General features: G+C 51.9%; 23 protein-coding genes, 1 pseudogene and 1 riboswitch. Of the genes and pseudogenes, 18 read left to right on the top strand and 6 right to left on the bottom strand.

The features are described from left to right. The 13 genes from Q0L39_RS05140 to metK form a co-directional block, all read left to right on the top strand. The coding region (locus Q0L39_RS05140) for a bifunctional (p)ppGpp synthetase/guanosine-3',5'-bis(diphosphate) 3'-pyrophosphohydrolase (RefSeq protein WP_296627262.1) at nt 1–2,153 on the top strand (2,153 nt) is incomplete at its 5' end. Nucleotides 2,154–2,176: 23 nt separating this feature from the next. Continuing rightward, on the top strand, nt 2,177–2,884 hold the full coding sequence (locus Q0L39_RS05145) for a BglII/BstYI family type II restriction endonuclease (protein ID WP_296627263.1): 708 nt from the start codon (nt 2,177–2,179) through the stop codon (nt 2,882–2,884). Continuing rightward, nucleotides 2,859–3,509: an MT-A70 family methyltransferase gene (locus Q0L39_RS05150; RefSeq protein WP_296627264.1), complete on the top strand. Its 651-nt coding sequence runs from the start codon at nt 2,859–2,861 to the stop codon at nt 3,507–3,509. The genes Q0L39_RS05145 and Q0L39_RS05150 overlap by 26 nt, the downstream gene beginning before the upstream one ends. Before the next feature lie 26 nt (nt 3,510–3,535). Continuing rightward, entirely contained in the window at nt 3,536–3,997 is a 462-nt protein-coding gene (dtd, locus tag Q0L39_RS05155; protein ID WP_296627265.1) for a D-aminoacyl-tRNA deacylase, read from the top strand. A 17-nt stretch (nt 3,998–4,014) separates the two neighbouring features. Then, nucleotides 4,015–4,650, top strand: a complete 636-nt coding sequence (locus tag Q0L39_RS05160) for an MBL fold metallo-hydrolase (RefSeq protein WP_296627268.1) — start codon at nt 4,015–4,017, stop codon at nt 4,648–4,650. 110 nt (nt 4,651–4,760) lie between these two features. Further along, a complete protein-coding gene (gene hemZ, locus Q0L39_RS05165; RefSeq protein ID WP_296627270.1) occupies nt 4,761–6,272 on the top strand; it encodes a coproporphyrinogen dehydrogenase HemZ in 1,512 nt (503 codons plus the stop codon). Further along, nucleotides 6,235–7,188 (top strand): uridine kinase, encoded by a 954-nt coding sequence (locus Q0L39_RS05170; RefSeq protein ID WP_296627271.1) that lies wholly within the window; start codon nt 6,235–6,237, stop codon nt 7,186–7,188. Before hemZ ends, Q0L39_RS05170 begins: the two co-directional genes overlap by 38 nt. Before the next feature lie 48 nt (nt 7,189–7,236). Next, nucleotides 7,237–7,713, top strand: coding sequence for a hypothetical protein (locus Q0L39_RS05175; RefSeq protein ID WP_296627272.1), 477 nt, complete (start codon nt 7,237–7,239; stop codon nt 7,711–7,713). Between the two features lie 228 nt (nt 7,714–7,941). Next, nucleotides 7,942–9,642, top strand: coding sequence for a polysaccharide biosynthesis protein (locus Q0L39_RS05180; RefSeq protein ID WP_296627273.1), 1,701 nt, complete (start codon nt 7,942–7,944; stop codon nt 9,640–9,642). A 63-nt stretch (nt 9,643–9,705) separates the two neighbouring features. Continuing rightward, nucleotides 9,706–10,503, top strand: coding sequence for a nucleoside triphosphate pyrophosphohydrolase (gene mazG / locus Q0L39_RS05185; RefSeq protein ID WP_296627274.1), 798 nt, complete (start codon nt 9,706–9,708; stop codon nt 10,501–10,503). Between the two features lie 139 nt (nt 10,504–10,642). Next, on the top strand, nt 10,643–10,918 hold the full coding sequence (locus Q0L39_RS05190; protein WP_296627275.1) for an HU family DNA-binding protein: 276 nt from the start codon (nt 10,643–10,645) through the stop codon (nt 10,916–10,918). A 72-nt stretch (nt 10,919–10,990) separates the two neighbouring features. After that, nucleotides 10,991–11,233 carry an RNA-binding S4 domain-containing protein gene (locus Q0L39_RS05195; protein ID WP_296627276.1) on the top strand — a complete coding sequence of 81 codons (243 nt, stop codon included), beginning with the start codon at nt 10,991–10,993 and terminating at the stop codon, nt 11,231–11,233. Between the two features lie 145 nt (nt 11,234–11,378). Further along, a riboswitch (SAM riboswitch) is annotated at nt 11,379–11,485 on the top strand. Between the two features lie 153 nt (nt 11,486–11,638). Next, complete coding sequence (gene metK / locus Q0L39_RS05200) at nt 11,639–12,817, top strand: methionine adenosyltransferase (protein ID WP_296627277.1); 1,179 nt, start codon at nt 11,639–11,641, stop codon at nt 12,815–12,817. A gap of 112 nt (nt 12,818–12,929) precedes the next feature. On the opposite strand, the gene Q0L39_RS05205 is transcribed toward metK, so the two are convergent. Both Q0L39_RS05205 and Q0L39_RS11650 read right to left on the bottom strand, forming a co-directional pair. Beyond that, nucleotides 12,930–13,475, bottom strand: coding sequence for an MFS transporter (locus Q0L39_RS05205; protein ID WP_296627278.1), 546 nt, complete (start codon nt 13,473–13,475; stop codon nt 12,930–12,932). A gap of 31 nt (nt 13,476–13,506) precedes the next feature. Then, nucleotides 13,507–14,061 (bottom strand): annotated as a pseudogene (locus tag Q0L39_RS11650) (MFS transporter); the annotation flags it as partial. 216 nt (nt 14,062–14,277) lie between these two features. On the opposite strand from Q0L39_RS11650, the gene Q0L39_RS05215 reads away from it, so the two are divergent. Both Q0L39_RS05215 and Q0L39_RS05220 read left to right on the top strand, forming a co-directional pair. After that, the gene (locus Q0L39_RS05215) at nt 14,278–14,718 is read left to right on the top strand and encodes a MarR family transcriptional regulator (RefSeq protein ID WP_296627281.1); all 441 of its coding nucleotides are present in this window, start codon (nt 14,278–14,280) and stop codon (nt 14,716–14,718) included. 131 nt (nt 14,719–14,849) lie between these two features. Beyond that, a complete protein-coding gene (locus Q0L39_RS05220; RefSeq protein ID WP_296627283.1) occupies nt 14,850–15,785 on the top strand; it encodes a hypothetical protein in 936 nt (311 codons plus the stop codon). A 74-nt stretch (nt 15,786–15,859) separates the two neighbouring features. On the opposite strand, the gene Q0L39_RS05225 is transcribed toward Q0L39_RS05220, so the two are convergent. Beyond that, entirely contained in the window at nt 15,860–17,191 is a 1,332-nt protein-coding gene (locus tag Q0L39_RS05225; RefSeq protein ID WP_296627284.1) for an MATE family efflux transporter, read from the bottom strand. Nucleotides 17,192–18,262: 1,071 nt separating this feature from the next. Between Q0L39_RS05225 and Q0L39_RS05230 the strand changes: the two genes are divergently transcribed. Both Q0L39_RS05230 and Q0L39_RS05235 read left to right on the top strand, forming a co-directional pair. Beyond that, nucleotides 18,263–19,432 (top strand): EpsG family protein, encoded by a 1,170-nt coding sequence (locus tag Q0L39_RS05230; protein WP_296627286.1) that lies wholly within the window; start codon nt 18,263–18,265, stop codon nt 19,430–19,432. Nucleotides 19,433–19,534: 102 nt separating this feature from the next. Next, nucleotides 19,535–20,281, top strand: a complete 747-nt coding sequence (locus tag Q0L39_RS05235; protein ID WP_296627288.1) for a YebC/PmpR family DNA-binding transcriptional regulator — start codon at nt 19,535–19,537, stop codon at nt 20,279–20,281. A gap of 150 nt (nt 20,282–20,431) precedes the next feature. Here the strand turns inward: Q0L39_RS05235 and Q0L39_RS05240 are convergent, their stop codons facing one another. The 3 genes from Q0L39_RS05240 to Q0L39_RS05250 form a co-directional block, all read right to left on the bottom strand. Next, nucleotides 20,432–21,307 (bottom strand): DegV family protein, encoded by an 876-nt coding sequence (locus tag Q0L39_RS05240; RefSeq protein WP_296627290.1) that lies wholly within the window; start codon nt 21,305–21,307, stop codon nt 20,432–20,434. Nucleotides 21,308–21,433: 126 nt separating this feature from the next. Further along, nucleotides 21,434–22,819 carry an MATE family efflux transporter gene (locus tag Q0L39_RS05245; RefSeq protein ID WP_296627291.1) on the bottom strand — a complete coding sequence of 462 codons (1,386 nt, stop codon included), beginning with the start codon at nt 22,817–22,819 and terminating at the stop codon, nt 21,434–21,436. Beyond that, nucleotides 22,809–23,285 (bottom strand): MarR family winged helix-turn-helix transcriptional regulator, encoded by a 477-nt coding sequence (locus tag Q0L39_RS05250; RefSeq protein WP_296627293.1) that lies wholly within the window; start codon nt 23,283–23,285, stop codon nt 22,809–22,811. The genes Q0L39_RS05245 and Q0L39_RS05250 overlap by 11 nt, the downstream gene beginning before the upstream one ends. Nucleotides 23,286–23,485: 200 nt before the next feature. Here Q0L39_RS05250 and Q0L39_RS05255 point away from each other — a divergent pair, with 200 nt between their 5' ends. Further along, complete coding sequence (locus tag Q0L39_RS05255) at nt 23,486–24,358, top strand: radical SAM protein (protein ID WP_296627296.1); 873 nt, start codon at nt 23,486–23,488, stop codon at nt 24,356–24,358. Nucleotides 24,359–24,631: the final 273 nt, after the last annotated feature.

A 24,631-nucleotide genomic window follows, 5' to 3' on the forward strand; every position in this document is an offset into this window, starting at 1 on the left:
AAGTCTCCGAAGACTATGGTCTATGTGGAGACCAACGACGTCAATCCGCTCAATGCCCTCTGTTGGGAGATGAATGTCCCTATATCACCCACCCGATCGCAGTCGCACAGATTCTGCTGGAACTGGGTATGGATACCGAAACGATCTGCGCAGGACTTCTGCACGACGTGGTGGAGGACACCTCCACCACCCTTGACGACATCAAACGGCTGTTTGGCGCGGATGTTGCCCTGATGGTAGACGGTGTCACCAAGCTGACCAAGCTCAGCTATTCCACCAAGGAGCAGCGCCAAGCGGAAAACGTGCGCAAGATGCTGCTTGCCATGGCAAAGGATGTGCGCGTTATCATCGTCAAGCTTTCCGACCGGCTGCACAATATGCGCACCGGCGAATACTGGAAGGAATACAAGCGCCGTGAAAAAGCGCTGGAAACGATGGAGGTATATGCGCCGCTGGCAGACCGACTGGGTATCCGGTCGATCAAGGAGGAGCTGGAGGACATTTCGCTGCGTTTTTTGGACCCGATCGCCTATGAGGAGATCGAGCGGCTGCTCAAGCTCAAAAAAGAGGAGCGCGAAAACTTCCTGGCGAACATCCAGCAGAAGATTCGGGACAGGCTGGAAAAGGAACACATGAAGTTTTTCCTGCAAAGCCGTGTCAAGAGCATCTACGGCATCTACCGCAAGGTCTATGTGCAGGGACGCAACTTTGACGAGATTTACGATGTATATGCAGTGCGCGTCATCGTGGACACGGTGTACGAATGTTATGCAGTGCTCGGTCTGATGCACGATGCCTTCACTCCGATTCCAAAGCGATTTAAGGATTATATCTCCACTCCAAAGGCAAACATGTACCAGTCGCTGCATACCACGGTACTTGACCGCGGAGGCATCCCGTTTGAGATTCAGATCCGCACCTGGGATATGCACTACACTGCAGAATACGGTATCGCTGCCCACTGGAAATATAAGGCAGGCATCGAGAAGAAGGATAAACTTGAGGAGCGTCTGGCGTGGGTGCGCCAGCTGCTGGAGGTACAGCAGGATTCGGGCGATGCACAGGATATCGTGCGCTCGATCAAATCGGACATTGCTCCGGAGGAATGCTTTGTCTTTACGCCAAAGGGCGACGTTATCAACCTGCCGATTGGCTCGACGGTCATCGACTTTGCCTATGCTATCCACTCGGAGGTCGGCAACCGCATGACCGGCGCCAAGGTGGACGGCAGAATGGTTTCGCTCGACTTTAAGCTGGAGACCGGCATGATCGTCGAGATCATCACCTCCAAGGGACCAGGCAACGGCCCAAGCCGCGACTGGCTGAAGATCGTCAAGACCAGCGAAGCCAGAACCAAGATTCGCGCCTGGTTTAAAAAGGAGCGCCGCGAAGAGAACATCATCACCGGCAAGGAGGAGCTGGATCGCGAATTTAGGCGCAACCTCATCAACGTGCCGGAGGAGGACTATGAGGAGTTCATCCTGGGCTTTGCACGGCGCCAGCATATCAACACCGTCGATGATTTTTATGCTGCCATCGGCTACGGCGGCGTGCTGCTGTCCAGACTGATGCCGCGTGTCAAGGAGGAGTTCCAAAAGACCTACCGCTCGGCAGCAGAGGAGGAAAAGAAGGCAGCCATCGCCCAGCAGAACGCTCAGCCGGTCAAAAAGCCGATGGGCAAGCCGACCAGCGGCGTCATCATCGAGGGACTGGACAGCTGTCTGGTCAAATTTGCCCGCTGCTGTAACCCGCTGCCAGGAGATCCGATCGTCGGCTTTATCACCCGCGGCTACGGCGTGTCCATCCATAAGCAGGATTGCGTCAACGTCTTAAACTCTCCAAAGGAGAACGAGGGACGCTGGGTGCACGCCGAATGGGCATCCAACAGCTCGGCACTCAACGAAAAATTCAAGTCGATCATCGACATCACCTCCCAGCCGCAGCAGAATGCGACGCTCATCGCCGACGTCACCATCATGCTGTGCAATATGCATATCCCGATCCATGGCCTCATCGCCAAGGAGAGCAGCGATAAATCGGTGCTGATGCTCCAGCTGACGGTGGAGGTCAACGGCGTCGAGCAGCTCAATAACCTGCTCAATTCGCTGCGCAGCATCAAGGGCGTGGAGGATGTCAGAAGAACGATTCAATAGTTGTAAGCTGGGAGAAGATAGGGATGAATGTTGAACATTATATACCAGAAGATTTGTTAGATAAATATGAGTTTTATAGCTATAACCACGCTATAGAAATATTGACACAGGCCTTTCCATCTGAGTGGTTAGAGTTGATAGAGTGCCTTAGAAGTTTAGAAATCACTGTGAATGATTTGCAAAAAGCTGGAGGAAATGAAACTAATATACCAAAAAAATTTGATGATATGCTTTACCCATGCGGTTGGAGGGAGATTCGTATATCTGGCGATTTAAATATTAAGTTTTATCCTCGACAGGCAAATCAGAGAGGACGTTTTTCTACTCTTCCTTTTGAAGAAAAAACAATCGAGCAATATATAGATGGCCATAATATTGATTTTTTAAAAGGAAGAGTAGCCTTTGATTTAGAATGGAATAGTAAAGATCAAACGTTTGACCGTGATTTGTTGGCGATGAGAACGTACTATGAGTGTGATATTATTAGCGTTGGGGTCATCATTACCCGTTCAAAAGAGTTAAACGATATGTTTAAAACTATTTTAGATAATGATGGAAAACCAATTATTCGAAAGTATGGAGCAAGTACAACTTGGATGGGGAAATTGTTGTATCGTCTTAATTCTAGGCGAAATGGCGGGTGTCCAATTTTGGCAATCGGAATAAAGAAAAAATGTGTTTCGGATTGGAAAGGAGAAAATGAAAGTGGGGCAGGCTCAGACAACAGGTGAAAATCTGTTAGCATTTTGCCATGGAAAAAAATATGCAACAATTTATGCAGATCCACCATGGCGTTTTCAGAACCGTACAGGGAAAGTTGCACCAGAGAATAAAAAACTTAATCGATATCCAACGATGCAGTTAAGCGATATTATGGCATTGCCAGTAGAAAAGATCGCAGAAGAAAAAAGTCATCTATATCTGTGGGTGCCTAATGCACTGTTGCCAGATGGATTGGCAGTTATGAAAGCATGGGGATTTGAATATAAGGGAAATATTATCTGGGAGAAAATCCGTAAAGATGGGCAGCCTGATGGGCGTGGAGTTGGTTTTTATTTTCGAAATGTAACGGAAATTTTGTTGTTTGGCGTACGAGGAGATAACAACCGTACCTTGGCACCAGCCAGATCCCAGGTAAACCTGATAAGATCACAAAAAAGAGAGCATTCTAGGAAACCGGATGAAATAATTCCAATTATTGAAGGATGTTCTCGTGGTCCGTTTATCGAATTATTTGCCAGAGGAGATCGTACAGGTTGGGATATGTGGGGAAATCAAGCTACAGCGGACTACGAACCAACTTGGAACACATATAAAAACCATACAATTCGCCAAGATTCAATTCAAAATATATAGTTTTAGTCAGGACGGAGAATAAAACCATGAGAGCATTGGTGCAAAGAGTAACACATGCAAGCGTCACCGTGGAGGGTGACTGCGTCGGAAAGATCAGCGAAGGTCTGCTGGTGCTGCTGGGAGTCGGTCCCAACGATACCGAAAAGGAAGCCGATTTCCTCGCCAAAAAGTGCGCGAACCTGCGCATCTTCACCGATGAAAACGATAAGATGAACCTGTCGCTGTTGGATATCGGCGGACAGATGCTGGTGGTATCCCAGTTTACCCTCTATGCCGATTGCAGCCACGGCCGCCGGCCGGCATTTATCGGTGCGGCAGCTCCCGAGCTTGCCAACCGCCTGTACGAATACTTCCAGCAGAGCGTTCAGAAGGAAGGCGTACAGACTGTGCAGCACGGCATCTTCGGCGCAGATATGAAGGTCGAGCTGCTCAACAACGGACCGGTGACCATCCTGCTGGACACCGACGAAATCATGCCGAAAAAGTAGGAAAGGCGGAATCTGCGATGAATCTGGAAATTATCCACGTTGGTCTTTTGGGCACCAACTGTTATGTCACCTGGGACGACCAGAAATATTGTGTTGTCGTCGACTGCGGCGGCGACGCTGATAAAGTCGCGGACTTTATCAATGAGCACGGCTTTACACCTACCCATCTGCTGCTGACCCACGGCCACGGCGACCACATGGGCGGAGCCGCCGATCTCAAGGAGCGCTTTCCACAGATGCAGATTGTGCTGGGACAAAAGGACCTTGAGATGATCGGCGACGGAGAAAAGAGCATGTCCAACGCCGTTGCTCCCTATGCACGTCCGTTTACACCGGATGTGCTGGTCAAAGACGGCGACCGCATCCAGAGCGGCAGCATGGAATTTGTGGTGATGGAGACCCCAGGCCACACTCCAGGCGGCATCAGCTATATCAAAGGCAACGAAATTTACTGCGGCGACACCCTGTTCCAGGGCAGCATGGGCCGCACCGACCTGTACGGCGGCGACGATGCCGCGATGTTCTCGTCGCTCAAGCGTCTGGGTTCGCTGCAGGGATACTATAAGGTCTTTCCAGGCCACGGCAGCGCCACCAACCTCGAGGACGAAAAACTGGCAAACCCGTTTTTAAAGCGCGCCATTCAGATGGACTAGCTCTGTCGGTGTTTTGGCAGGCAGACTGTTTTGAATAAAAAAGCCCTGTTCTCTCGTTTTGATTGCAGGGCGACCTGATTTTTGATGGACAAAAGGAGAAAAAACAGCATATGAATATAAGGAATGTCGGGCACAGCATGAAGTATGAGGCGGAATGTGTCGCCATGCTGTTTTTTCCCGATGAAAAGATTGTCACCACCGAATATCCCGCAGGGGAAACTTTTCCACCGCAGCCGGAGGATTATATTGAAAACCGGCTGGAAAACGGTGTGATGAAAACGACTCTCTGCTTAAACGGAGAGATCCGCACGATGGAACAAAAGCTGTACGACGATCCGCAGGGACCGTACGAAGAGGCGGAGTTTCTGATGTGCGACATGATGTACATCCTGCTTACCCAGGCTACCGGCGTTCATCCTGGCTGGGGCAGTCTGACCGGTGTACGTCCGGTCAAACTGTTTCACCGTCGGCTGGATGCGGGCAAAAGCCCTGAGGAGACCGGACGGGAGTTTGCCGAGCACTTTCATGTCAGCGACGAAAAGATTGCGCTGGCGCTGGAAACGGCCTCCCATGAGGCGCCGATCCTGCGCGAAGCGACCGACGACACCTGCAGTTTGTATGTGTCCATCCCGTTTTGCCCGTCGCGGTGCAGCTACTGCTCGTTTGTTTCGCACGATATTGCCAGCGAGCGGGCCAAAAAGATTCTGCCGGTCTACGTCGACCGGCTGTGCGATGAGCTTTGCTGCATCGCAGAAAAGATAAAGCAGACAGGGCTCAAATTGACCACCGTCTACTTTGGCGGCGGCACACCGACCACCCTTTCGGCAGAACAGCTCGACCAGGTGTGCAGCGCAGTGGAACGCTATTTTGACCTGTCACACCTAAAGGAGTACACCGTCGAAGCAGGACGCCCCGACACCATCGACCGCGACAAGCTGCGGGTGCTGCACAGCCACCATGTCGACCGTATCAGCATCAATCCTCAGACCTTAAACGACGAGGTGCTCAAAGCCATCGGCAGAAAGCACACTGCCCAGCAGATCGTCGATTGTTTCCAGATGGCGCGGGAGGAAGGCTTTGAGAACATCAACATGGACCTCATCGCCGGACTGCCAGGGGATACGGTGGAAAGTTTCTGTGACACCATTGACCGCATCATCGCACTTGCACCGGAAAATGTGACGGTGCATACCCTGTCGATCAAGCGCAGCGCAAACTACGGCCAGAACTGGGAAGCACGCCGCAAAGCACTGGAGCTGGGCCAGCAGGTGGGAAAGATGGTCTCCTACGCGCAGAAGCGGCTGATGGAGGAGGGCTGGATGCCCTACTACCTGTACAAACAGCGCAACACGCTGGGAAATCTGGAAAATACCGGATACTGCAAAAAAGGGTACGAAGGCCGGTATAATATCTATATCATGGACGAAACACAGACGATTCTGGCAGCAGGCGGCGGCGCGGTGAGCAAGTTAAAATCCAACCGCACCGGCAGGCTGGAAAGAATCTTCAACTATAAATACCCATTTGAATACGTTGAACACTTTGATGAAATTTTAAAACGAAAGGACAGGGTGGTGAGCTTCTTTGAGGAAAATAGACCCCTACCACTATGGAAGGATTGAAAAGGACGAACTGAATCAGCAGGCGGTGCACAACTACTTTCAGCTGATCGACGAGGCGGAGGCATTTTATAACAGCCAGATTCGCAACGTGGTGAAAAAGATGTCCCAAAACCGCAGCAAGGCAGACGTCATCTGCCTGTCAGGACCGTCCGCATCGGGAAAAACGACAACCGCACATACCCTCGCAAGACATTTTCGCAGCAGCGGCCGTAAGGCAAAGGTCATCTCGCTGGACAATTTCTATCTGAACACCGACCAGACGCCGCTCAACCGCAAAGGAAAGCCGGATTTCGAGAGTATCTATGCGCTGGATATCGAGCGCATCAACCGCTGTATCGACGAGCTGGTCAACCAGGGAACGACATTGATCCCTATTTTTGATTTCCACGTCCGCCGTCGGCTGGAAGGTGCTGAGGAGCGCATCGTCCTCTCGGATGACGACGTCGTCATCATCGAAGGTCTGCACGGACTCAATCCGCTGCTGACCCAGCTGGTAGGCGAGGATAAGGTCACCCGTATCTTTGCAAGCGTCCGTTCCCGCTTTACCGACCACGACCGTGTCATCCTCACGCCGCAGGATGTGCGCCTGATGCGCCGGATGGTGCGCGACTCCTTCAACCGCAACACCCGCCCAGAGGAGACAATGGCCATGTGGGAAGAGGTGTGCGAGGGAGAATCGGAGTATATCAATCCCTATCGCGACAGCGCAACCTTTAAGCTGGACACAACACTGGACTATGAGCCAAACATCTTCCACAGTTATCTGCTGCCGTTTCTGGATCGCACCGATATTGCGCCTGAACACTACCGCAAGATCGACGACCTGTATCAGCGTCTGGATGAGTTTTTTGACATCAACGATGTCGATGCCATCCCAGCCGACAGCGTGATCCGTGAATTTATCGGCAAAAAATAAACCGTCAACGGGAAAGACTCCCATGGAAAAGAGAAAGGGGAAAATTTTATGAGCATGTATTCTTTGAATTCGCTGCTGGATAAGGCGCTTTCGGTCGCCAACGTCGCCGGCAAAAAGACAGAAGAAGTGGTGGAAAGCTCCAAGCTGAAGCTGCAGGAAGTTTCCATCGACGCACAGATTGCCGATTGCTATGAGCAGATCGGTTCTCTTGTTTACCGCAGCCGCAAGGCAGGCGTCGACAACGAGGAAGAGATTGCAAAATTGATGTCCCAGGTCGATGAGCTGCTCGAACAGCTCTCCCAGGTACAGTGCAAGCGTGCAGAGCTCAGAAAGGTGAAAAAATGCCCTAACTGCGGCGCAGGCTGCGATGTGGATTCGCACTTCTGCTCCCGCTGCGGCATGATGCTGACCCCAGAGGAACAGCCTTGTGAGCCGCCGGTCTGCACACCACAGGAGCCACAGTCGGAAGCGACCGAACCGGAAGCAACCGAGCAGGAAGATCAGACCATCAAACAGAATCTGTAATCAAATATTCACCCTAAAAAGGCCAAAGCAAAGTCTTTGGCCTTTTTGTTTTGTATGCGGCAAGCAAAAGAGGGCAGACTCATATACTAAAACAGCATTCTCTGGAAAAGATTTACAGACAGGGACTTGAAGATACCGCCAGTCTGTGATAAGTTACTGATATATTGTTAGAAAGTTGGTGTATGGGTGAGAGAAACAAGGCAAAAGCAGGGGTTTGTGCAGGGTGCCATGATCTTGATGATCGGTACGATGGTGGTCAAAATCGTCAGCATGATTTTTAAGATACCGATCAGCAATATGCTGGGCGGCACCGGCTACTCCTATTTTACCAATGCTTACGAAATTTTTAACCTGATCTCGACCATTGCCACCGCCGGCTTTCCGGTGGCGGTGTCTAAAATGGTGTCCGAAAACTGTGTCGCGGGCCGATATCGTGACAACCGCAGAATCTTTCGCATCTCCCGTCTGTTTTTTCTGATTACCGGTTTTATCTGTATGGTCGTGATGATTCTGGGCGCGGGAACCTTTGCGAATATGATCCCAAATCCTGGCGCAAAGTTTTCCATCATCTGTCTGGCGCCGGCAGTGCTGACCTGCTGCCTGATGTCAGCCTACCGCGGCTACTATCAGGGAATGCAGAATATGTATCCGACCTCCATCTCCCAGATTATAGAGGCGGTTACCAAGATGATCTTTGGTCTGGGACTCAGCTGGGCGGTGCTGCACTTTACCGGTGAGGAGTACGCCCAGTATGGCACGGTGCTCGGCGTGAGCTATCCAAGTCAGGCGCAGGCACAGGCAGCCATCGCGCAGCTGGCAAGCGGAGCGGCGGTGCTGGGTGTCAGCTTTTCCACTGCGGCAGGACTGTTGTATCTGATGATTCGCTGGCGCAAAAAGGGTGACGGCGTATCCGACAGCCTGGTTGTTGATTCGCCGGCACCGGAAAGCTCTTCGCGGCTGCTCAAAAGCATCGTCATGATCGGCATTCCGGTGTGCATGGGATCGCTGGCGGTTAGCTTTTCCGGCGTCATCGACCTGATGACGGTGACTGGACGGCTGGCGGATGTCATGCAGACCGCACCACAGACGCTGCTGGACTGCTACGGCGGCAATATCCCGCAGGCAGAGATTATCAACGAGAGCGTCCATAACTACCTCTACGGGGCGTACAGCGGCAAGGCAGGCGTTATCGGCAACCTGATTCCTGCGCTGACCACCGGTCTGGCAGTCAGCGCACTTCCGGCGGTCGCCGAAAGCTATGCCCGCGGCAGCCGTCTGCGCACCCAGCGCAGCATTCAGATGGTGCTGCGCATCACCACCATGATCTGTATTCCGGCGGGACTGGGCATCAGTGCGCTGGCGCTGCCGGTCTGCCAGCTCTTCTTTGGATATAACAGCGAGGTCGCCATCGGTGCGCCGCTGCTGGAGGTGCTGGGCATTGCGTCGATCTTCATCGCGCTGACCGGTACCATCAACAGCCTGCTGCAGGCGGTGGGCAAGGTCACCTTGCCGGTCAAGCTCATGGTCATCGGCAGCATCATCAAGCTGACGATGAACTATGTGCTGGTAGGTATCCCAGAGCTGAACATCCAGGCGGTGCCCTATTCGACGCTGGTCTGCTATCTGGTGATCACGATATTGAGCCTGCGTGCGCTGCGCAGCAGCATCGGAGAGCTGGGACTGTTTTCCATCTTTGCAAAGCCGCTGCTGGCAGGAGCGCTGTGTGCAGCGGTGGCAAGACTTGTCCAAAACCTGCTGATGACCGTCACTGCCTCCCGATTTGCGGTGCTGGTTTCGGTGGCTTGTGGTGCAGTTGTCTACCTGCTGGCCCTGTTTTTGCTCAAAGCGATCAAAAAAGAGGACATAATGATGCTTCCAAAGGGCGAAAAAATGGCAAAAATACTTGAAAAGTACTCTCTTTTAGGGTAATATATATAGAGCTGCCAATCAGCAGCAACCCTACACGTCAAAAATGCAGAGGAGCGTGGTATCGTGGGCGTGTCTTATGAAAAGAAGGAAAAGTATGACATCAACGATCTTCTGAACATCATGGAGATCCTTCGCGGTGAGCAGGGATGCCCGTGGGACAAGGAGCAGACCCATGCGTCGATGCGCAAGGATATGATCGAGGAAGCGTACGAAGTGTGCGAGGCCATCGACCTTGACGACAAGGCGCTGCTCAAGGAGGAGCTGGGGGATGTACTGCTGCAGGTGGTCCACCATGCCCGCATCGAGCAGGAGCAGGGTTCGTTTGATTTTTCGGATGTCTGCGACGGCATCTGCAAAAAGTTGATTGTGCGCCATCCGCATGTCTTTGCCGATACTCAGGTCAGCTCCACCGATCAGGTGCTGACAAACTGGGAACAGATCAAGCAGGAGACCAAGGGCCAGCAGACCAAGACCGATACACTGGTCAGCGTTCCCAAGACCTTTCCGGCGCTGATGCGCGCTCAGAAGGTGCAGAAGCGCGCCGCCAAGACCGGTTTTGACTATCCTGATCTGTACTGGGCGATGGGAGATCTGGAAAGCGAGTTGGATGAGCTGCAGTGTGCCATCGAGGATCAGGACCCTGACCAGTGCTTTGAGGAGCTGGGAGACGTGCTGTTCTCGGCGGTGAATATGGCCCGCTTTTTAAAGGTGGACGCCGAGGAAAGCCTCAATGCCTCGACCGAAAAGTTTATCGACCGCTTCCGCAAAGTCGAACAGCTTGCCAATGAGCGCGGCATCGACCTGTCAGAGGGTTCCATCACCGCGATGGATGAGCTGTGGAAAGAGGCAAAGAAAAAATAGTTAAATAGGTGTTTTGTGTCTCCCGTGCTGTCCGAAGGAGAAGCAGGAGGAAAAAACACTTTTTTAATTCCCTCGCCCTGGGATTTTGCGGCGTGGGAAGATGATAAAAGAACTCGTTTTAAAATGGAGGATAACGAATATGACGAAAGCAGAACTGATCAATGCTGTTGCACAGAAAACCGAACTTTCCAAAAAGGACAGCGAAAAAGCCGTTGTTGCAGTGATCGACGCAATCTCTGAGGCACTGGCTGCTGGCGAAAAGGTTGCACTGGTTGGCTTTGGCACATTTGAGGTAAAAGAGCGCGCTGCTAGAGAGGGCATCAACCCAAGAACCAAAGAGAAGATCGAGATCCCAGCTTCCAAGCTGCCGGTCTTCAAAGCAGGCAAAACCCTCAAAGAGGTCGTTTCCAAGTAAGCAAACATCAGATGATCGCCAACAGCTCCGGTGCGCCGGAGCTGTTGTTTTATCCCGACAGGAGGAAATGCTATGAGATTGGACAAATATCTGAAGATTACCCGCTTGATCAAGCGCAGAACGGTTGCCAATGAGGCTTGTGACGGCGGACGTATCCTGGTCAATGGCAAGGTGGCACGCGCCTCCTACGCCATCAAGGAAGGCGACATCATCGAAATTCAGATGGGCACCCGTCCGTTGAAGGTCGAGGTGCTGTCGGTCAGCGAGTACGCTACCAAGGAGAGCGCACCCGAGATGTACCGCGTCACCGATTAGTAAAAAAATGGGGAACCGCAGGTTCCCCATTTTTGCCCAAAGCACCGAGCGGCACAGAGCTGTTTTTGTAAAATACGACAAATTTTTCATTAGCTCGTTGACAGGGTAGTCGAAACGGGTTATCATAACTTCATAAACTGAATCAGCCTTATCAAGAGTGACAGAGGGGACAGGCCCTGTGAAGTCCGGCAACCTGCAAAGCGGCGGCTTTGTAAGGTGCCAAATCCTGCGGGTGAAGCCGAGAGATGAGGAAGCAATGACTCAATCTCTTTGATTGGGTCTTTTTTCATGCCTGCAAACTGTTTGCACCGATGAAAAAATCAATCTCGAACAGACCACACGCTGTTGAGTTTATGAAAACGGATAAAAAGACAAACCTCTATTCAGGAAAGGAAGGAACCACCAATGGCAAAATATCTCTTTACCTCCGAGTCGGTCACCGAAGGACATCCCGACAAAATCTGTGACCAGATCTCCGATGCAGTGCTCGACGCTATCCTCGAAAAAGACCCGAACGGCCGTGTTGCCTGCGAAACTGCCGTTACCACCGGTATGGTCATGGTCATGGGTGAAATCAGCACCAACTGCTATGTCGATATCCCGCATCTGGCACGCGAAGTCATCCGCGAAATCGGCTACGACCGTGCAAAATTCGGCTTTGACTGCGATACCTGCGGCGTTATCACCTCGATCGACGAACAGTCCGGCGACATCGCCATGGGCGTTGACAAGGCGCTGGAAGCAAAAGAAGCTGCCAGCAGCGAAGAGGACAACGGCGCCGGCGACCAGGGCATGATGTTCGGCTTTGCCTGCGACGACACCCCAGAGCTGATGCCGCTGCCGATTTCTCTGGCACACAAGCTGGCAAAACGTCTGGCAGAGGTACGCAAAAACGGCACCCTGCCTTATCTGCGTCCAGACGGCAAGACCCAGGTAACCATCGAGTATGAAAACGATGTACCGGTTGCTGTTGAAACCATCGTCATCTCCAACCAGCATTCTCCAGATGTTGAGATGGAGCAGATCCGCGCTGACATCAAGAAACATGTCATCGACGCCATCGTTCCAAAGGAACTGATGCGCGATGACACCAAAATCTTCATCAACCCAACCGGACGCTTTGTTATCGGCGGTCCACAGGGCGACAGCGGTCTGACCGGCAGAAAGATCATCGTCGATACCTACGGCGGCATGGGCCGTCACGGCGGCGGCGCCTTCTCCGGCAAGGACCCGACCAAGGTTGACCGTTCCGCTGCTTACGCTGCCAGATACGTTGCCAAGAACATCGTTGCTGCCAAACTGGCAAAACGCTGCGAGGTACAGCTGGCTTATGCAATCGGTGTTGCACAGCCTGTTTCGATCAACGTCAACACCTTCGGCACCGGCGCCGTTTCGGATGAAATGCTGGAAAAAGCGGTTGAAAAGGTCTTTGACCTGCGTCCAACCCAGATTATCAAGACCCTCGACCTGCGCCGTCCAATCTACCGCAAGCTGGCAGCTTACGGACAGATGGGCCGCGAGGACCTCGGTGTCAACTGGGAAAAGACCGATAAGGTTGAAGCTCTGCTCAACGCTGTCAAATAGTTAGATGTTAAAAGACCTCATTCCTATTCGGGAATGAGGTCTTTTTGACTGGAAAGACAAAGGAGAAAGCCGTTTGTTCGGCTTTCTCCTTTGTCTTGTTAGAGGAAGAGGATCAGCGTGATTGGCTGACACTCTGGAGATATCTGGTTTTTTGCTCGCGATAGTAGCGATCCACATAGGTGGCATAGACCACGCCGCCGATGACATAGGCGATGGCAGTCAGTGCAAATCCTTTTGGAAGACCGATGGATTCCTGCAGACAGCCCATCAGCAGCGAACCGATGCCGATGCCGATGTCGTAGGAAAGCATGTAGGTAGCATTGGCGACGCCGCGTTTGGGAGCCGGTGTGGTGCCGGTGACAAACGATTGGAACAGCGGCTGCAAAATGCCGTAGCCCACGCCGAAGAAAAATCCGGCGATCAGCAGATGGATACCGGTGGACAGGGCAATGTAGCTGACCATGGTCACCACCGGAATTACCAGGCTCAGATAAACCAGGATGCGGTGATTGCCTGCATCCAGCATCTTCTGGGCGGACAGCTTGGATACCAGCATTCCGATAACCAGGCAGATGTAGAAGTATGGCAGATAGGAAAGCAGACCTTTTTCCTGCGCCAGAATGGAGGAATAGGCGATGACTGCGCCATAAGGGATCATCAAAAACATCATGTTGAACATGAAGGGCAGTGCAGGCGCGTGGATGGTATCTTTGATGGAGAATTTTTTTGCGCTGTACCTTCGGGTACTGAATCCGGCAGCAGAGCACGCAGATCAGCGCAACTACAGTGATTGCAAAGATGGTGAGGAAGGAGGTTTTGCTGCTCAGACGGTTCTGTACCTGAATGCCGACAAAAGGTCCGACCGCCATGCCGATCGAAATGGTGAAGGCAAAACGGCTGATGCCCTCGGTGATTTTGTCGTGCGGAAGTACGTCGCCTGCCAGCGTCATGGTGGCCGAAGCACAGACCGAATAGACCGCGCCCATGTACAGGTGGACCAGAATCAGCAGTCCGAAGATAGGAAAGGCGATGAAGGCCGGAAAGGACAGGCAGAACAGCGCCAGAAACAACAGATAGACGTGGTAACGGTTAAAGTTGTCCAGCAGATAGCCTGCAACCGGTCGGAACAGGATGGTTGCTACCGACATGGCTGTCAGAACGATGCCGATTTTGGAACCGGTGATGCCGATTTCCTGGCAGTAGATCGGGATGATGGGGATGGACGCATAAAAGGCGGCCAGCACCAGCAGGTTGGTGATGAAAAGAAGGATGAACCTTCGATTCCAGATTTTTTCTGTTTTTTCTATGGGAATATAGCTCCTTTTGTGTATGATTACATCAATATAGTGGCACTTGCCACTATATTGAGTGTAGCACGAAAAAAGAGCTTCGTCAATATCCAGTTGCAAATGCCACTAAAAGCAGGTATAATAACAGACAACAGAAGGGGGTAGTGCACTATGACGGACATCACAGACAGCACCTTTAAATCCATTTCCATCCTGTATCGAAAGTCACACATCTGGCTCAACAACGGCTGTGCACAGTTTGATTTGACAGCGGCACAGGCGGTGGTTATTCTCATCGTGTGCGATTTTCAGGCGCTAACCCAGGACGAGATCACCAAGCGGCTTTCTCTGGACAAAAGCGTCATTGCAAAGACGGTGACCAAGCTGGAGGAACGGGAGTTTCTGGTCCGCACCACCAATGCCAAGGACAAACGCACCTATGACATCCGACCTACCCAGAAGGCATGGGAGGTATATCCGTTCTTGAAGGAGCAGGTGGAAATTTCCTTTCGGCGGATGACCGAACAGATGACCGACAGCGAGCGGGAAGAATTTAAACGCCTGCTGATGAAGGCGGCCAAAGCAGCCATCGACATCGGAGACGGAGAATAACGCTTCCAATCAGAAAACGTTGGTGAATGATGCCAAAAACAGCAGGGCTTCTTGTAGTAAATGACACTTGTAATGGTGAATGGAATCCGGTATACTTGTGGTAACTGAAAGATATAGAGGAGGAATCAACCATGAAAAGCAGAAAGAACCGCTTGTTTGCGCTGCTGCTAACAGCAGGGATGTTGCTGTCGGGCTGTTCTGCTCCATCGACAGAGGACACCTCAAACTCCTCCGCCGAAAATACACAGCCTCAGCAGCAGGAGGAAACGGTGATCGGCCAGTCGCAGCCGCTGCCGGATGCCGCCGAGCTGCCGGAGGTTTCCGACCAGCTGGAACAGCTCAATCAGCTGCATGAGGCGGTCATTGCAGGCATATATAACCGAAACTGGGACGACCCGATGGAGATCGATCCCGAATCTTTCCCGACCTATTATCAGTATCTGATTGCCCGCGTGCCGGAGCTGGAGGAACAGTCGGGAAAATATACCGACGAGCAGCTCGGTCAGACCCTTGTGCCGCAGGAATCGCTGGAATCGGTGGTGACAAGCCACTTTGCAGTTTCGGCGGAGCGCATTCGGGAATCGAGCTGTTACCGTCCGGAGCAGCAGGCCTATGAGCTGAGCGGCATTGGCGGCGGTGCAAGTGTACAGATCGTGTCCAGCAATCAGGAGGGCGATCAGCTGGTAATGGAGTACCAGATATTCAGTGCACGCAACCTGCCGATGTCCCATGGCACCATCACCGCTGAGGTGGATGGAGAGAACTGGATCTACCGTTCGGTCACCAATGAGGAGGAACTTTCCTACCTGCTGGAGGAGCCAAACGCGATGGGTCAGAGCATGCAGGATGACGCTTATGTGATGATTAGCGAGAGCAGCCTGAGCGAGATTCAGCAGTTCTACCGCCAGACTCTGCAGGAGCTGGGCATCCAGGGCGAGGAAACCCAACCAAATGGCGAGAACAGCTGGGGCTTTGAGGGCAGCGATGCCGACGGCAGAAAGGTCAGCCTTCAGGTGGAACCGCAGGCAGAAAACCAGTATCAGATTTGTTATACGGTGGAAGAATAGCACCTTCCAAAACATAAAAAACCCACACGGTCTGTTGATCACAGACCGTGTGGGTTTTTGTGCGGGAAAATCACTTAGCTTTCGGCGATGGATTTGTGCTGCCACTTGTTGGAGTGCAGGCGCATCGCAAAGAACAGGATGCGGAATACCCAGTCGAGGAACATGGCAAACCAGGTACCCAGTACGCCAAGACCAAGCAGTGTACCCAGGACGTAGCTCATGCAGATACGGCAGATCCACATCGACAGGACAGATACCACCATGGTGAACTTGACGTCGTTTGCGGCACGCAGACCGTTTGGCATGGTAAAAGCAGCCGGCCAAAGTGTCGCGGTGAAGATGCTGTGCCAGAACATGATCTGACTTGCCATACCGGCAGCCTCGGCGGAGAGGTTGAACAGTCCGATGATCGGATCGCGCACCAGCAGGATGAGGATGTTGAGCACAATCATCATCAGATAAGCAAGGCCGGTGAGCTTGAAGATATAGCGTTTGGCTTCATCATAGCGTCGCGCACCCACACACTGTCCGACGACGGTGAGCATCGCCAGACCGATGGCGCTGCCAGGAATGATGGCAAAACCGGCGATCGAGTTGCAGATGGCGTTGGCAGCGATCGACGAGGTGCCGTAGGAGGCGACCATGCCCTGAACGATGATCTTGCCCAGCTGGAACATGCCGTTTTCCATTCCGTTGGGGATACCGATTTCCAGGATGTTTTTGACCATGGTCGGGTGAAACTCCAGGCGCAGGTAGGAGTCGATGTGGATAATGTTGACCGGACGGCGCAGCAGAGCCAGAATAAAGATAGCGCCGATGATACGGGAGATCAGCGTTGCCAACGCTGCACCGGCAGCACCCATACCAAAGCCGAAGATAAACAGGGCATTTCCGGCGATGTTGATGCAGTTCATAAAGATGGAGGTAACCATCGAGATGCGCGAGTTGCCCATCGCCCGAAATAGCGCTGCACCGGCGTTATAGAGCGCGATGAACGGATAGGACATGGCGGTCAGCAGAAAATAGATTTTGGCGTTGTCCATGACCTCCGGTTCGATGGTGCGGTAGATCAGGCTTAAGATTTGTCCGCCGCCAAAGACGCACACAGCGCCGACGATGAGCGACAGTCCCAGCACGGCCAGCACCAGCTGTTTGGCAGCTTCGCAGGCTTTGTGAGGTTCCTCTCTGCCGATGTACTGGGAGGAGACGATGGCGCCACCGGTGGCCAGCGCCGAAAAAATGTTGATGAGCAGGATGTTGATAGCGTCCACCAGTGAAACGCCCGATACGGCGGCTTCACCACAGCTGGACACCATGACGGTGTCGGCCATGCCGATGGTGATGGCCAGAAACTGCTCGATGATCAGCGGAATAATCAGCCGCTGAAGGTCCTTTTTGGAAAACACAGAGCACCCTTCCTTCTTCTTTTAAAATATTTCATAATTTTAACATTTTTTTGAGCAGGAGGCAATGCTTCTGTCAAAATTCGAGCAGGGGAGGGTATGTTTTTGTAGGAGGGTTCCTGCGGAGCTTTTTTTGCAGGAGAGTTCCTGCGAACTAGCTTGCAGGCTTCCGCAGCCTGCACTGCGATTACTTTCCTTTCACGAGGAAAGTAATCAAAGGCGTGCCAAAGAGGAGGTATCCTCTTTGGAAACACCTCTGGGGGGCACATCCCCCGTGTTCCCCGCAAGCGGGGAATCCGCCCCCTGTCTGCTCCGGCAGTGGGAGGATGTCAAGTACTTTGGCTACTGTTTAGGAGAGTAAGCGGTTATGTCGTTGTCGTTTCCAACGAGGGAGCGTGGGGTTTCAAAAGGGGCTTGCCCCCTTTCGTGAAGTTTTTCAAACTTCCAGAGGTCAAGGAACCAGGAGGTTCCTTGTGTGCTCTTTGTGAAACTTTCTTCACACAAGAAAGTTTCCGCAGGTGCGGGCTGCGCAAGCCCGCAAAAGAGGTCATGCAGGAACTTTCCTGCAAACCACAAATCCTTTCTGCCCGTAGAGCGGTCAGCGCACTACCGTCTTTATCTAAAGTTCGGAGGATAGGCGCTGCCCATCCTCATGCCCGCAATTACAAAAGGTGGGCAATGCGCAAAGCAAGTATGCGGGCCTCGTGCGGCAGCATCGAAAAGAGGTACAGTCTCTAAACGTTTTATATTTATAATGTTGATGTGTTGGGACGCTGTCCCAATCAATACCAAAAGGCAATTTGTTGAAGGTACGGTCTGCCCGCGAAGCGGTCAGCGCACTAAACGTGCGGGTGCGTATAAATAGGACTGTGCCACTTAACTTTTTTATATATTGAATTTTTTTACTGTTGGGACGCTGTCCCAAACCCTGCCAAAGGTGCCGCCTTTGGAAACCGCAAACTTTTGTGTACAAAAGTTTGACAAAAAACTTTATTTTGTCCTGCAGGGCAGTTTGATAAAGGACGAAAAGTTCGCTATAATAAATAGAAATCAACGAAAAACGGGGGATCGGTCATGATGATTTATTTTGCGATGGCAGCCTTTTTCTGTCTGGGCGCCCTCCTTTGGCAAAGACAGCCGTTTGCGCACAAAAACTCGGCGCAGACAGCATTTTTGCTCTGTGCCGGCGTTATTTTGGTAGTGGTGGCGACCTTGCGCTACGGCATCGGATATGACTATTTTAACTATCAGGAGTTATATGAGCAGTTGGGTCCGATGCCGGTCGCACAGCTGCTTCAAGACCATGTCGCGCTGGAATTTCCAGGCTACGCACTCTACACCCGACTTTGTTACCTGCTGGGGCTTTCCTATCGGGGACTGCTGCTGGTGACCAATCTGTTTCTCACCGCTGTGGTGCTGTGGTTTATCAAAAAGTATTCGCCGCTGCCATGGCTGAGTTTATATCTGTATCTGACGATGCAGTTTTTTGCCCATAGCATGAACCTGTTCCGCCAGTCGATCGCGGCGACCATCTGTCTGCTGGCCTATCCTTTCCTCAAAAAGCGCAAGCTGCTGCCCTTTGTGCTCATTGTACTGATCGCGGCGACCTTTCATGTGTCGGCAGTGTTCCTGCTGCCGTTTTACTGGGTGCTCAACTGGAAGGCGGACGGGCGCATCTATGCCATCATCGGTGCGGTGTGTGTGCCGTTTTATCTGTTCAGCAATCAGGCAGCCCAATTCCTCACCCAGTATCTTTTCCCGAACTATGCCGGCTACATCGGTTCGCGCTATTGGGTAGGGCTGGGAGAGCGGTACGCGGTTTATCCCATCCTCTATTTTGCCGCGGTGTTTCTGCTGCGCAAAAAGCTGCTGCGTGCTGACAGCGATAACCGCCAGCTCATCAACAGTGCTTTTTATGTGATGCTGCTGTACATCTTCAGCACCCACCACATGATTCTGGAGCGGTTTTCCATCTACCTGTTCATGTACGGGATGATTCTTCTGCCCAAGCTGGTGGACTGCTTTGGCGCAGAACCGCTGCCGGTGCAGCAGGCGCACAATGCCCGTGAGCGCCGGATGGTAAGCGCACAGAAAAAGATTTATCAGGAACAAAGCTGGCTTAGGACAATGGCGGCGGTGCTGGTGATCGCGTGCAGTTTTGGGTATCTGATCTTTGCTTCGGTGCAGTCGACCAACGGTTTTCATAAGGTTTACCCGTATGTATCGGTGTTTGAGGAGCAATGATTGGGCGAAATAATGCTTGTATGCAAAGAAAAAGTGTGATAAAATAGATTAGATTCAGCGCACTCCACCTCACTGGGGTGACATCGGAAAGGGAGATTTTTTATGTCAGGACATTCCAAGTGGAATAACATTAAGAGAAAGAAAGAAAAGACCGATGCCCAGAAAGGCAAGATCTTTACAAAAATCGGACGTGAAATGGCAGTCGCGGTTCGTGAGGGCGGCCCTGATCCGATGAACAACGGTAAGCTGCGCGATCTGATTGCAAAAGCAAAGGCGAACAACGTTCCGAACGACAACATCGACCGCATCATCAAAAAGGCGGCTGGTGAAGGCGACAAGAACACCTATGTTGATATGGTATACGAAGGTTACGGACCATGCGGCGTTGCAGTTATCGTAGAAGCACTGACCGACAACAAGAATCGTACCGCAGGCGACCTGCGCCACTACTTTGATAAATGCGGCGGTAACCTGGGTCAGACCGGCTGTGTATCCTTCATGTTCAGCGACAAAGGTGTCATCGTCATCGACAACGAGGACGATAAATACACCGAGGATCAGATTATGGAGGACTGCATGGAGGCAGGTGCTGAGGACTTTGAGTTTGGCGACGGCGTCATCGAAATTTCGGCGACCAGCGACCCGAACGAATTCCGTGCAGTACGTGAGACACTGGAGGCAAAGGGTTACAGTTTTGTAGAGGCAGACATCCAGAAGGTGCCATCCACCTACACCAAGATTGACGATCCAGAGCTGTGCGAGAAGATGCAGAAGCTGCTGGACATGCTGGACGACAACGACGACGTTCAGGAAGTATACCACAACTGGGAAGCGCCAGAAGAAGAATAAGCGTAAAATCAAAAAGCTGTATCCTGATGGATACAGCTTTTTTTCTATGCAATAGTTTCGATACTTTGTGCCGAAGGCAAACTAAAGTTTTCGCCAGCCTTTTGTAAAAAGCTCAACCAAAAACTTTTGTTTGTCTCTCAGGGCAGTCTACTATCTGGTCTCGCCCAGGAAGAACAGCGCCAGTGTGCCAGGTCCCGAATGTGCGCCGATGGTCGGGCCGACGTCATTGATGAGGAATTCCTCATATCCAAACCGCTCTTTGACCAGCTTTGCCAGATACTGCGCATCCTCCATACAGTCGCCGTGGCTGATGAAAATTGGCTGCTTTTCGTTCTTCCAGCTGCCGATGTTCTGTTCCATCTTGTCCACCAGCGCCTGAATCGACTGCTTTCTGCCGCGCACCTTGGACAGCGAAACCAGCTTGCCTTCGGCGTCCACATGCAGCACCGGCTTAATGCCGATCATGGTGCCGACCAGTGCGGTCGTCTTGGAGATTCGTCCGCCGCGCTGCAGATATTTCAGGTCCTCCACGGTGAACAGGTGGCAGATGTTCTGCACATGGTCGCGCACCCACTGGGCAACCTCATCCAGGCTCATACCTTCCTGCTGTTTGCACAGTGCATGATGGACGAGCAGACCCTGTCCCAGAGAAGCGCACAGCGAGTCGATGACAACGATGCGGCGCTCTGGAAAATCTGCAATGACCGCCTCTGCTGCCAGACGCGCCGCATTTGCGGTTCCGCTCAGGCCGGAGGAGAAGGCAATATGAAGAATATCCTTGCCGGTAGCAACAATTTCACGGAACAGTTTTTCGGTGTCCTCGATGCTGGCCTGCTGGGTTTTTGTCATAGCGCCTGCGCGCATTCTATTGTAAAAATCCTTGATTGCCTGTTCGCTCGGACAACCGTTTTGTCCGGCCTCTCCATCTATACTGTAAAACAAGGTGATGAGCGGAAGCTGATGCTGCTGTACATATTCCAGCGGAAAATCACAGGAAGTATCTGTCGAAATGATATAATCTGTCATAAGATATCTTTCCTCACTTTCTATCAATATCTTCTTTCTATTATACGCTGTGAATACGGACGATTCAATTCTTTTCTGTTAACATCTGGGATTTTTCTCCGACAAAAAGCGGCATAATTTACATTGTTACACAAGCTGCATCTGCTGTTGCAGCTCCTGCTTCTTCATCTGCTGCAAAGCGGCACGTCCCATCAGCAGTGCCAGGATCGACGCGGCAAAGTCGGCAATCGGTCCGGCATACATGACACCGTCGATTCCTACCAGCATCGGCAGCACCAAAATGAGCGGCAGCAGGAAGATGATCTGTCTGGTCAGTGCCAGCAATGCACCGCGGGTCGCCTTGCCGATCGCAGTAAAGAAGTTCGAGGTGATCGGCTGGATGCCGTTGAGGAAGGTGAAGAACAAGTAGATGCGGAAGTAACGCTCTGCAAAGCGGAAGTATTCCTCGCTGCCGCTGCCAAACAGTCCGATGATCTGTCTTGGGAAGAACTGGAAGCACAAAAAGGCGCAGGTGGAAACAATGGTTGCCGCTGTGACAGCCAGCCGATAGGTCTTGCGCACGCGGTCATACTGTTTGGCGCCATAGTTAAAGCTGACGATCGGCTGCAATCCCTGGGAGGTGCCGATGATGATCGAGAAGTAGATCATGTTGACCTTGGCGATGATGCCTGCACAGGCCAGTGGAATATCACTGCCGTAGGACGAGTCAGCACCGTAGTGGGTCAGTGTGTTGTTCATGGTGATCTGTACCACCATCATCGCCATCTGATTAAAGCAGCCTGCCAGACCCAGCGAGGCGATCTGCAATGCCATTTTGCCCGAAGGCTTGAGATCACGGAGGGTGAGGTGAACGGTCTTCATCTTCCGCAGGTACAAAATAACCATCATGCCCGATGCAACCTGACCGATAACGGTGGCAAGTGCAGCGCCCTTCATTCCCAGTCCGAACACAAAGATAAACAGTGGGTCGAGGACGGTGTTGATGATGGCGCCGGTGAGCATACACATCATCGAATATTTCGGGCTGCCGTCGGCGCGGACCAGATTAGCGCCGCCGTTGGCAATAATCAAAAACGGAAAACCAAACAGAGTGATGCCGGTATATTCCAGCGCATAGTCCAGCACATCAGGTGTCGCGCCGAAAAACAGCATCATCGGCTTTAAAAACAGAAACGAGATCAGGCTCAGGCAGACGCCGCTGAGGATGAGAAGTCCTGCGGCGTTGCCGGCAAAGTGGGCGGCACGCTCACGGTCGCCCGCACCCATCGACAGGTTAAAGTTTGCAGCGCCGCCCAATCCAAACAATAAACACAACGCTGTACAGATGGTGCTCAGCGGGAAGGCGACGTTGGTTGCCGCATTACCCAGCACGCCGACACTGTGCCCGATGAACACCTGATCCACAATGTTATACAGGGCGCTGACCTGCATGGCAATGATGCTGGGAATGGCAAATTTTAGCAGCAGTTTGCCCACCGGCTGTGTACCTAAAATATTTCCTCTATTCTCCATCCTTGTTTCCTCCTTCTTTTTTCTGTGCAAGCTGCTGATTGAATTGCTGTGCGTTCTCCGCCAGCTGTTCCATTACCTGCATCACCTTTTGTTTCTGATCTTCGGTCAGCCAGCCTCCGACCTCTTTCCAGAATTCCCGCTGCAGCTGTTTGCACTGCTGCACAAAAATCTCTCCTTTTTCGGTCACCTGGAGCAGGTGTGAACGTGCATCTTCGGGAGAATTGGTGCGTACGATCATTCCTTCTTCCTCCAACTTGCGCATCACGCGGGTACCCAACCCTTCGTCGATGCCCATTGCCGAGCAAACCGTCTTTTGGTTGCTGCCCTGGTTGTGGTAGATGTACATCATAAACCGCACCGCTGCCGATCCCAACCGCTGTTCCCGAAGCATCCGATTGAGATACTTTCTTTCCTCTCTGTATAAACAGGAAAGATATTTGCTGAACAGGTTGTCCATTTGTTCCATTTTGTCGGATTCATCCTTTCCTTTTTCTGTCCTAATCCAAAGTATATCGAAAATTAGTTGATATGTCAATTAATTTGCCGATCATGCAGGAGAATGGGGAAATTTGCAGCAAAAGGTCAAAATCAGAGCGAATAAGATAGTTTTCTTTTGTTGGAATTCATGGTATACTGAGGGCAGAGAGAATCGAAAGGAGGAACCTTATGACCCGAGAAGAAGTTTATGCTTCCATCTACACCCATGAAGAGATCTACCGTCCGCCGCAGGAGGACAGCAGTGCCTGCCTGGAGGTGGCGCTGGGATGCAGCTGGGGAAACTGTCTGTTCTGCGACTTTGCAAAGGATAAATTCCAGATTCATTCGATGGCAAAGATCGAATGGAATCTGCGGATGCTGGGCCGATTGGAGCCGGACAAGAAACGTCTGTTTTTCCTGGGAGAAAACGCCTTTGTGCTGAGCTTTGACCAGCTCAAACAGATCATCGGCATGGCCAACACCTTTATGCCAAATGTCAAGGAGTTTGCGATGTATGCGCGGGTGGATGATGTACTGCGCAAGACACCGGAGGAGCTGCGGCAGCTGCGCGAGAGGGGAGTTTGTGACCTGCACATCGGCATCGAATCGGGCAGCGATTCGATATTGCTGATGATGAATAAGGGAGTTACCTCCTTCGATATGATTCAGGCGTTCCAGAAGCTGGATAAGGCGGGCATCGGCTATTATGTGACGATCATTCTGGGATTGGGCGGAAAAGCCTACCGCAATCTGCACGCACTGGAGACAGTGCGTCTGCTCAATCGACTGCACCCGAAGTGCATCTGGGCGCTGAAGCTGAAGGTATGGGACAAAACGCCGCTGGATAAGATGGTGAAGCGCGGTGAGTTTGAACCGATGAGCAATCGGGACATCCTGTTTGAGGAACGCATGCTGCTGGAGGGACTGACTCTGGATGACTGTTTCTATATGGACACCACGGTGCTGGATAAATATACCATTCAGGGCTATCTGCCGGAAGGAAAAGAGCAGATGCTGGGCATGATAAATAGGCTGTTGTGGCAGACCATGCCGAAGAAATAGGAGAAAAAATGCCGGATTTTGCCGGCATTTTTTTGCACAGTCTGCCCGACAACACAAACTAAAGTTTTTTGTCAAACTTTTGTACACAAAAGTTTGCGGTTTCCAAAGGCAGCGCCTTTGGCAGGGTTTGGGACAACGTCCCAATATATTAACAACATAAATAAAAACGTTCAGGGACTGTATCCCTTTTTGATGCTGTCGCACGAGGCCCGCATACTTGCTTTGTGCGTTGCCCACCTTTTGTAATTGCGGGCATGAGGATGGGCGCCGCCC

The organism is uncultured Negativibacillus sp. (assembly GCF_944388365.1).
In the GTDB taxonomy this organism is placed as follows: domain Bacteria; phylum Bacillota; class Clostridia; order Oscillospirales; family Ruminococcaceae; genus Negativibacillus.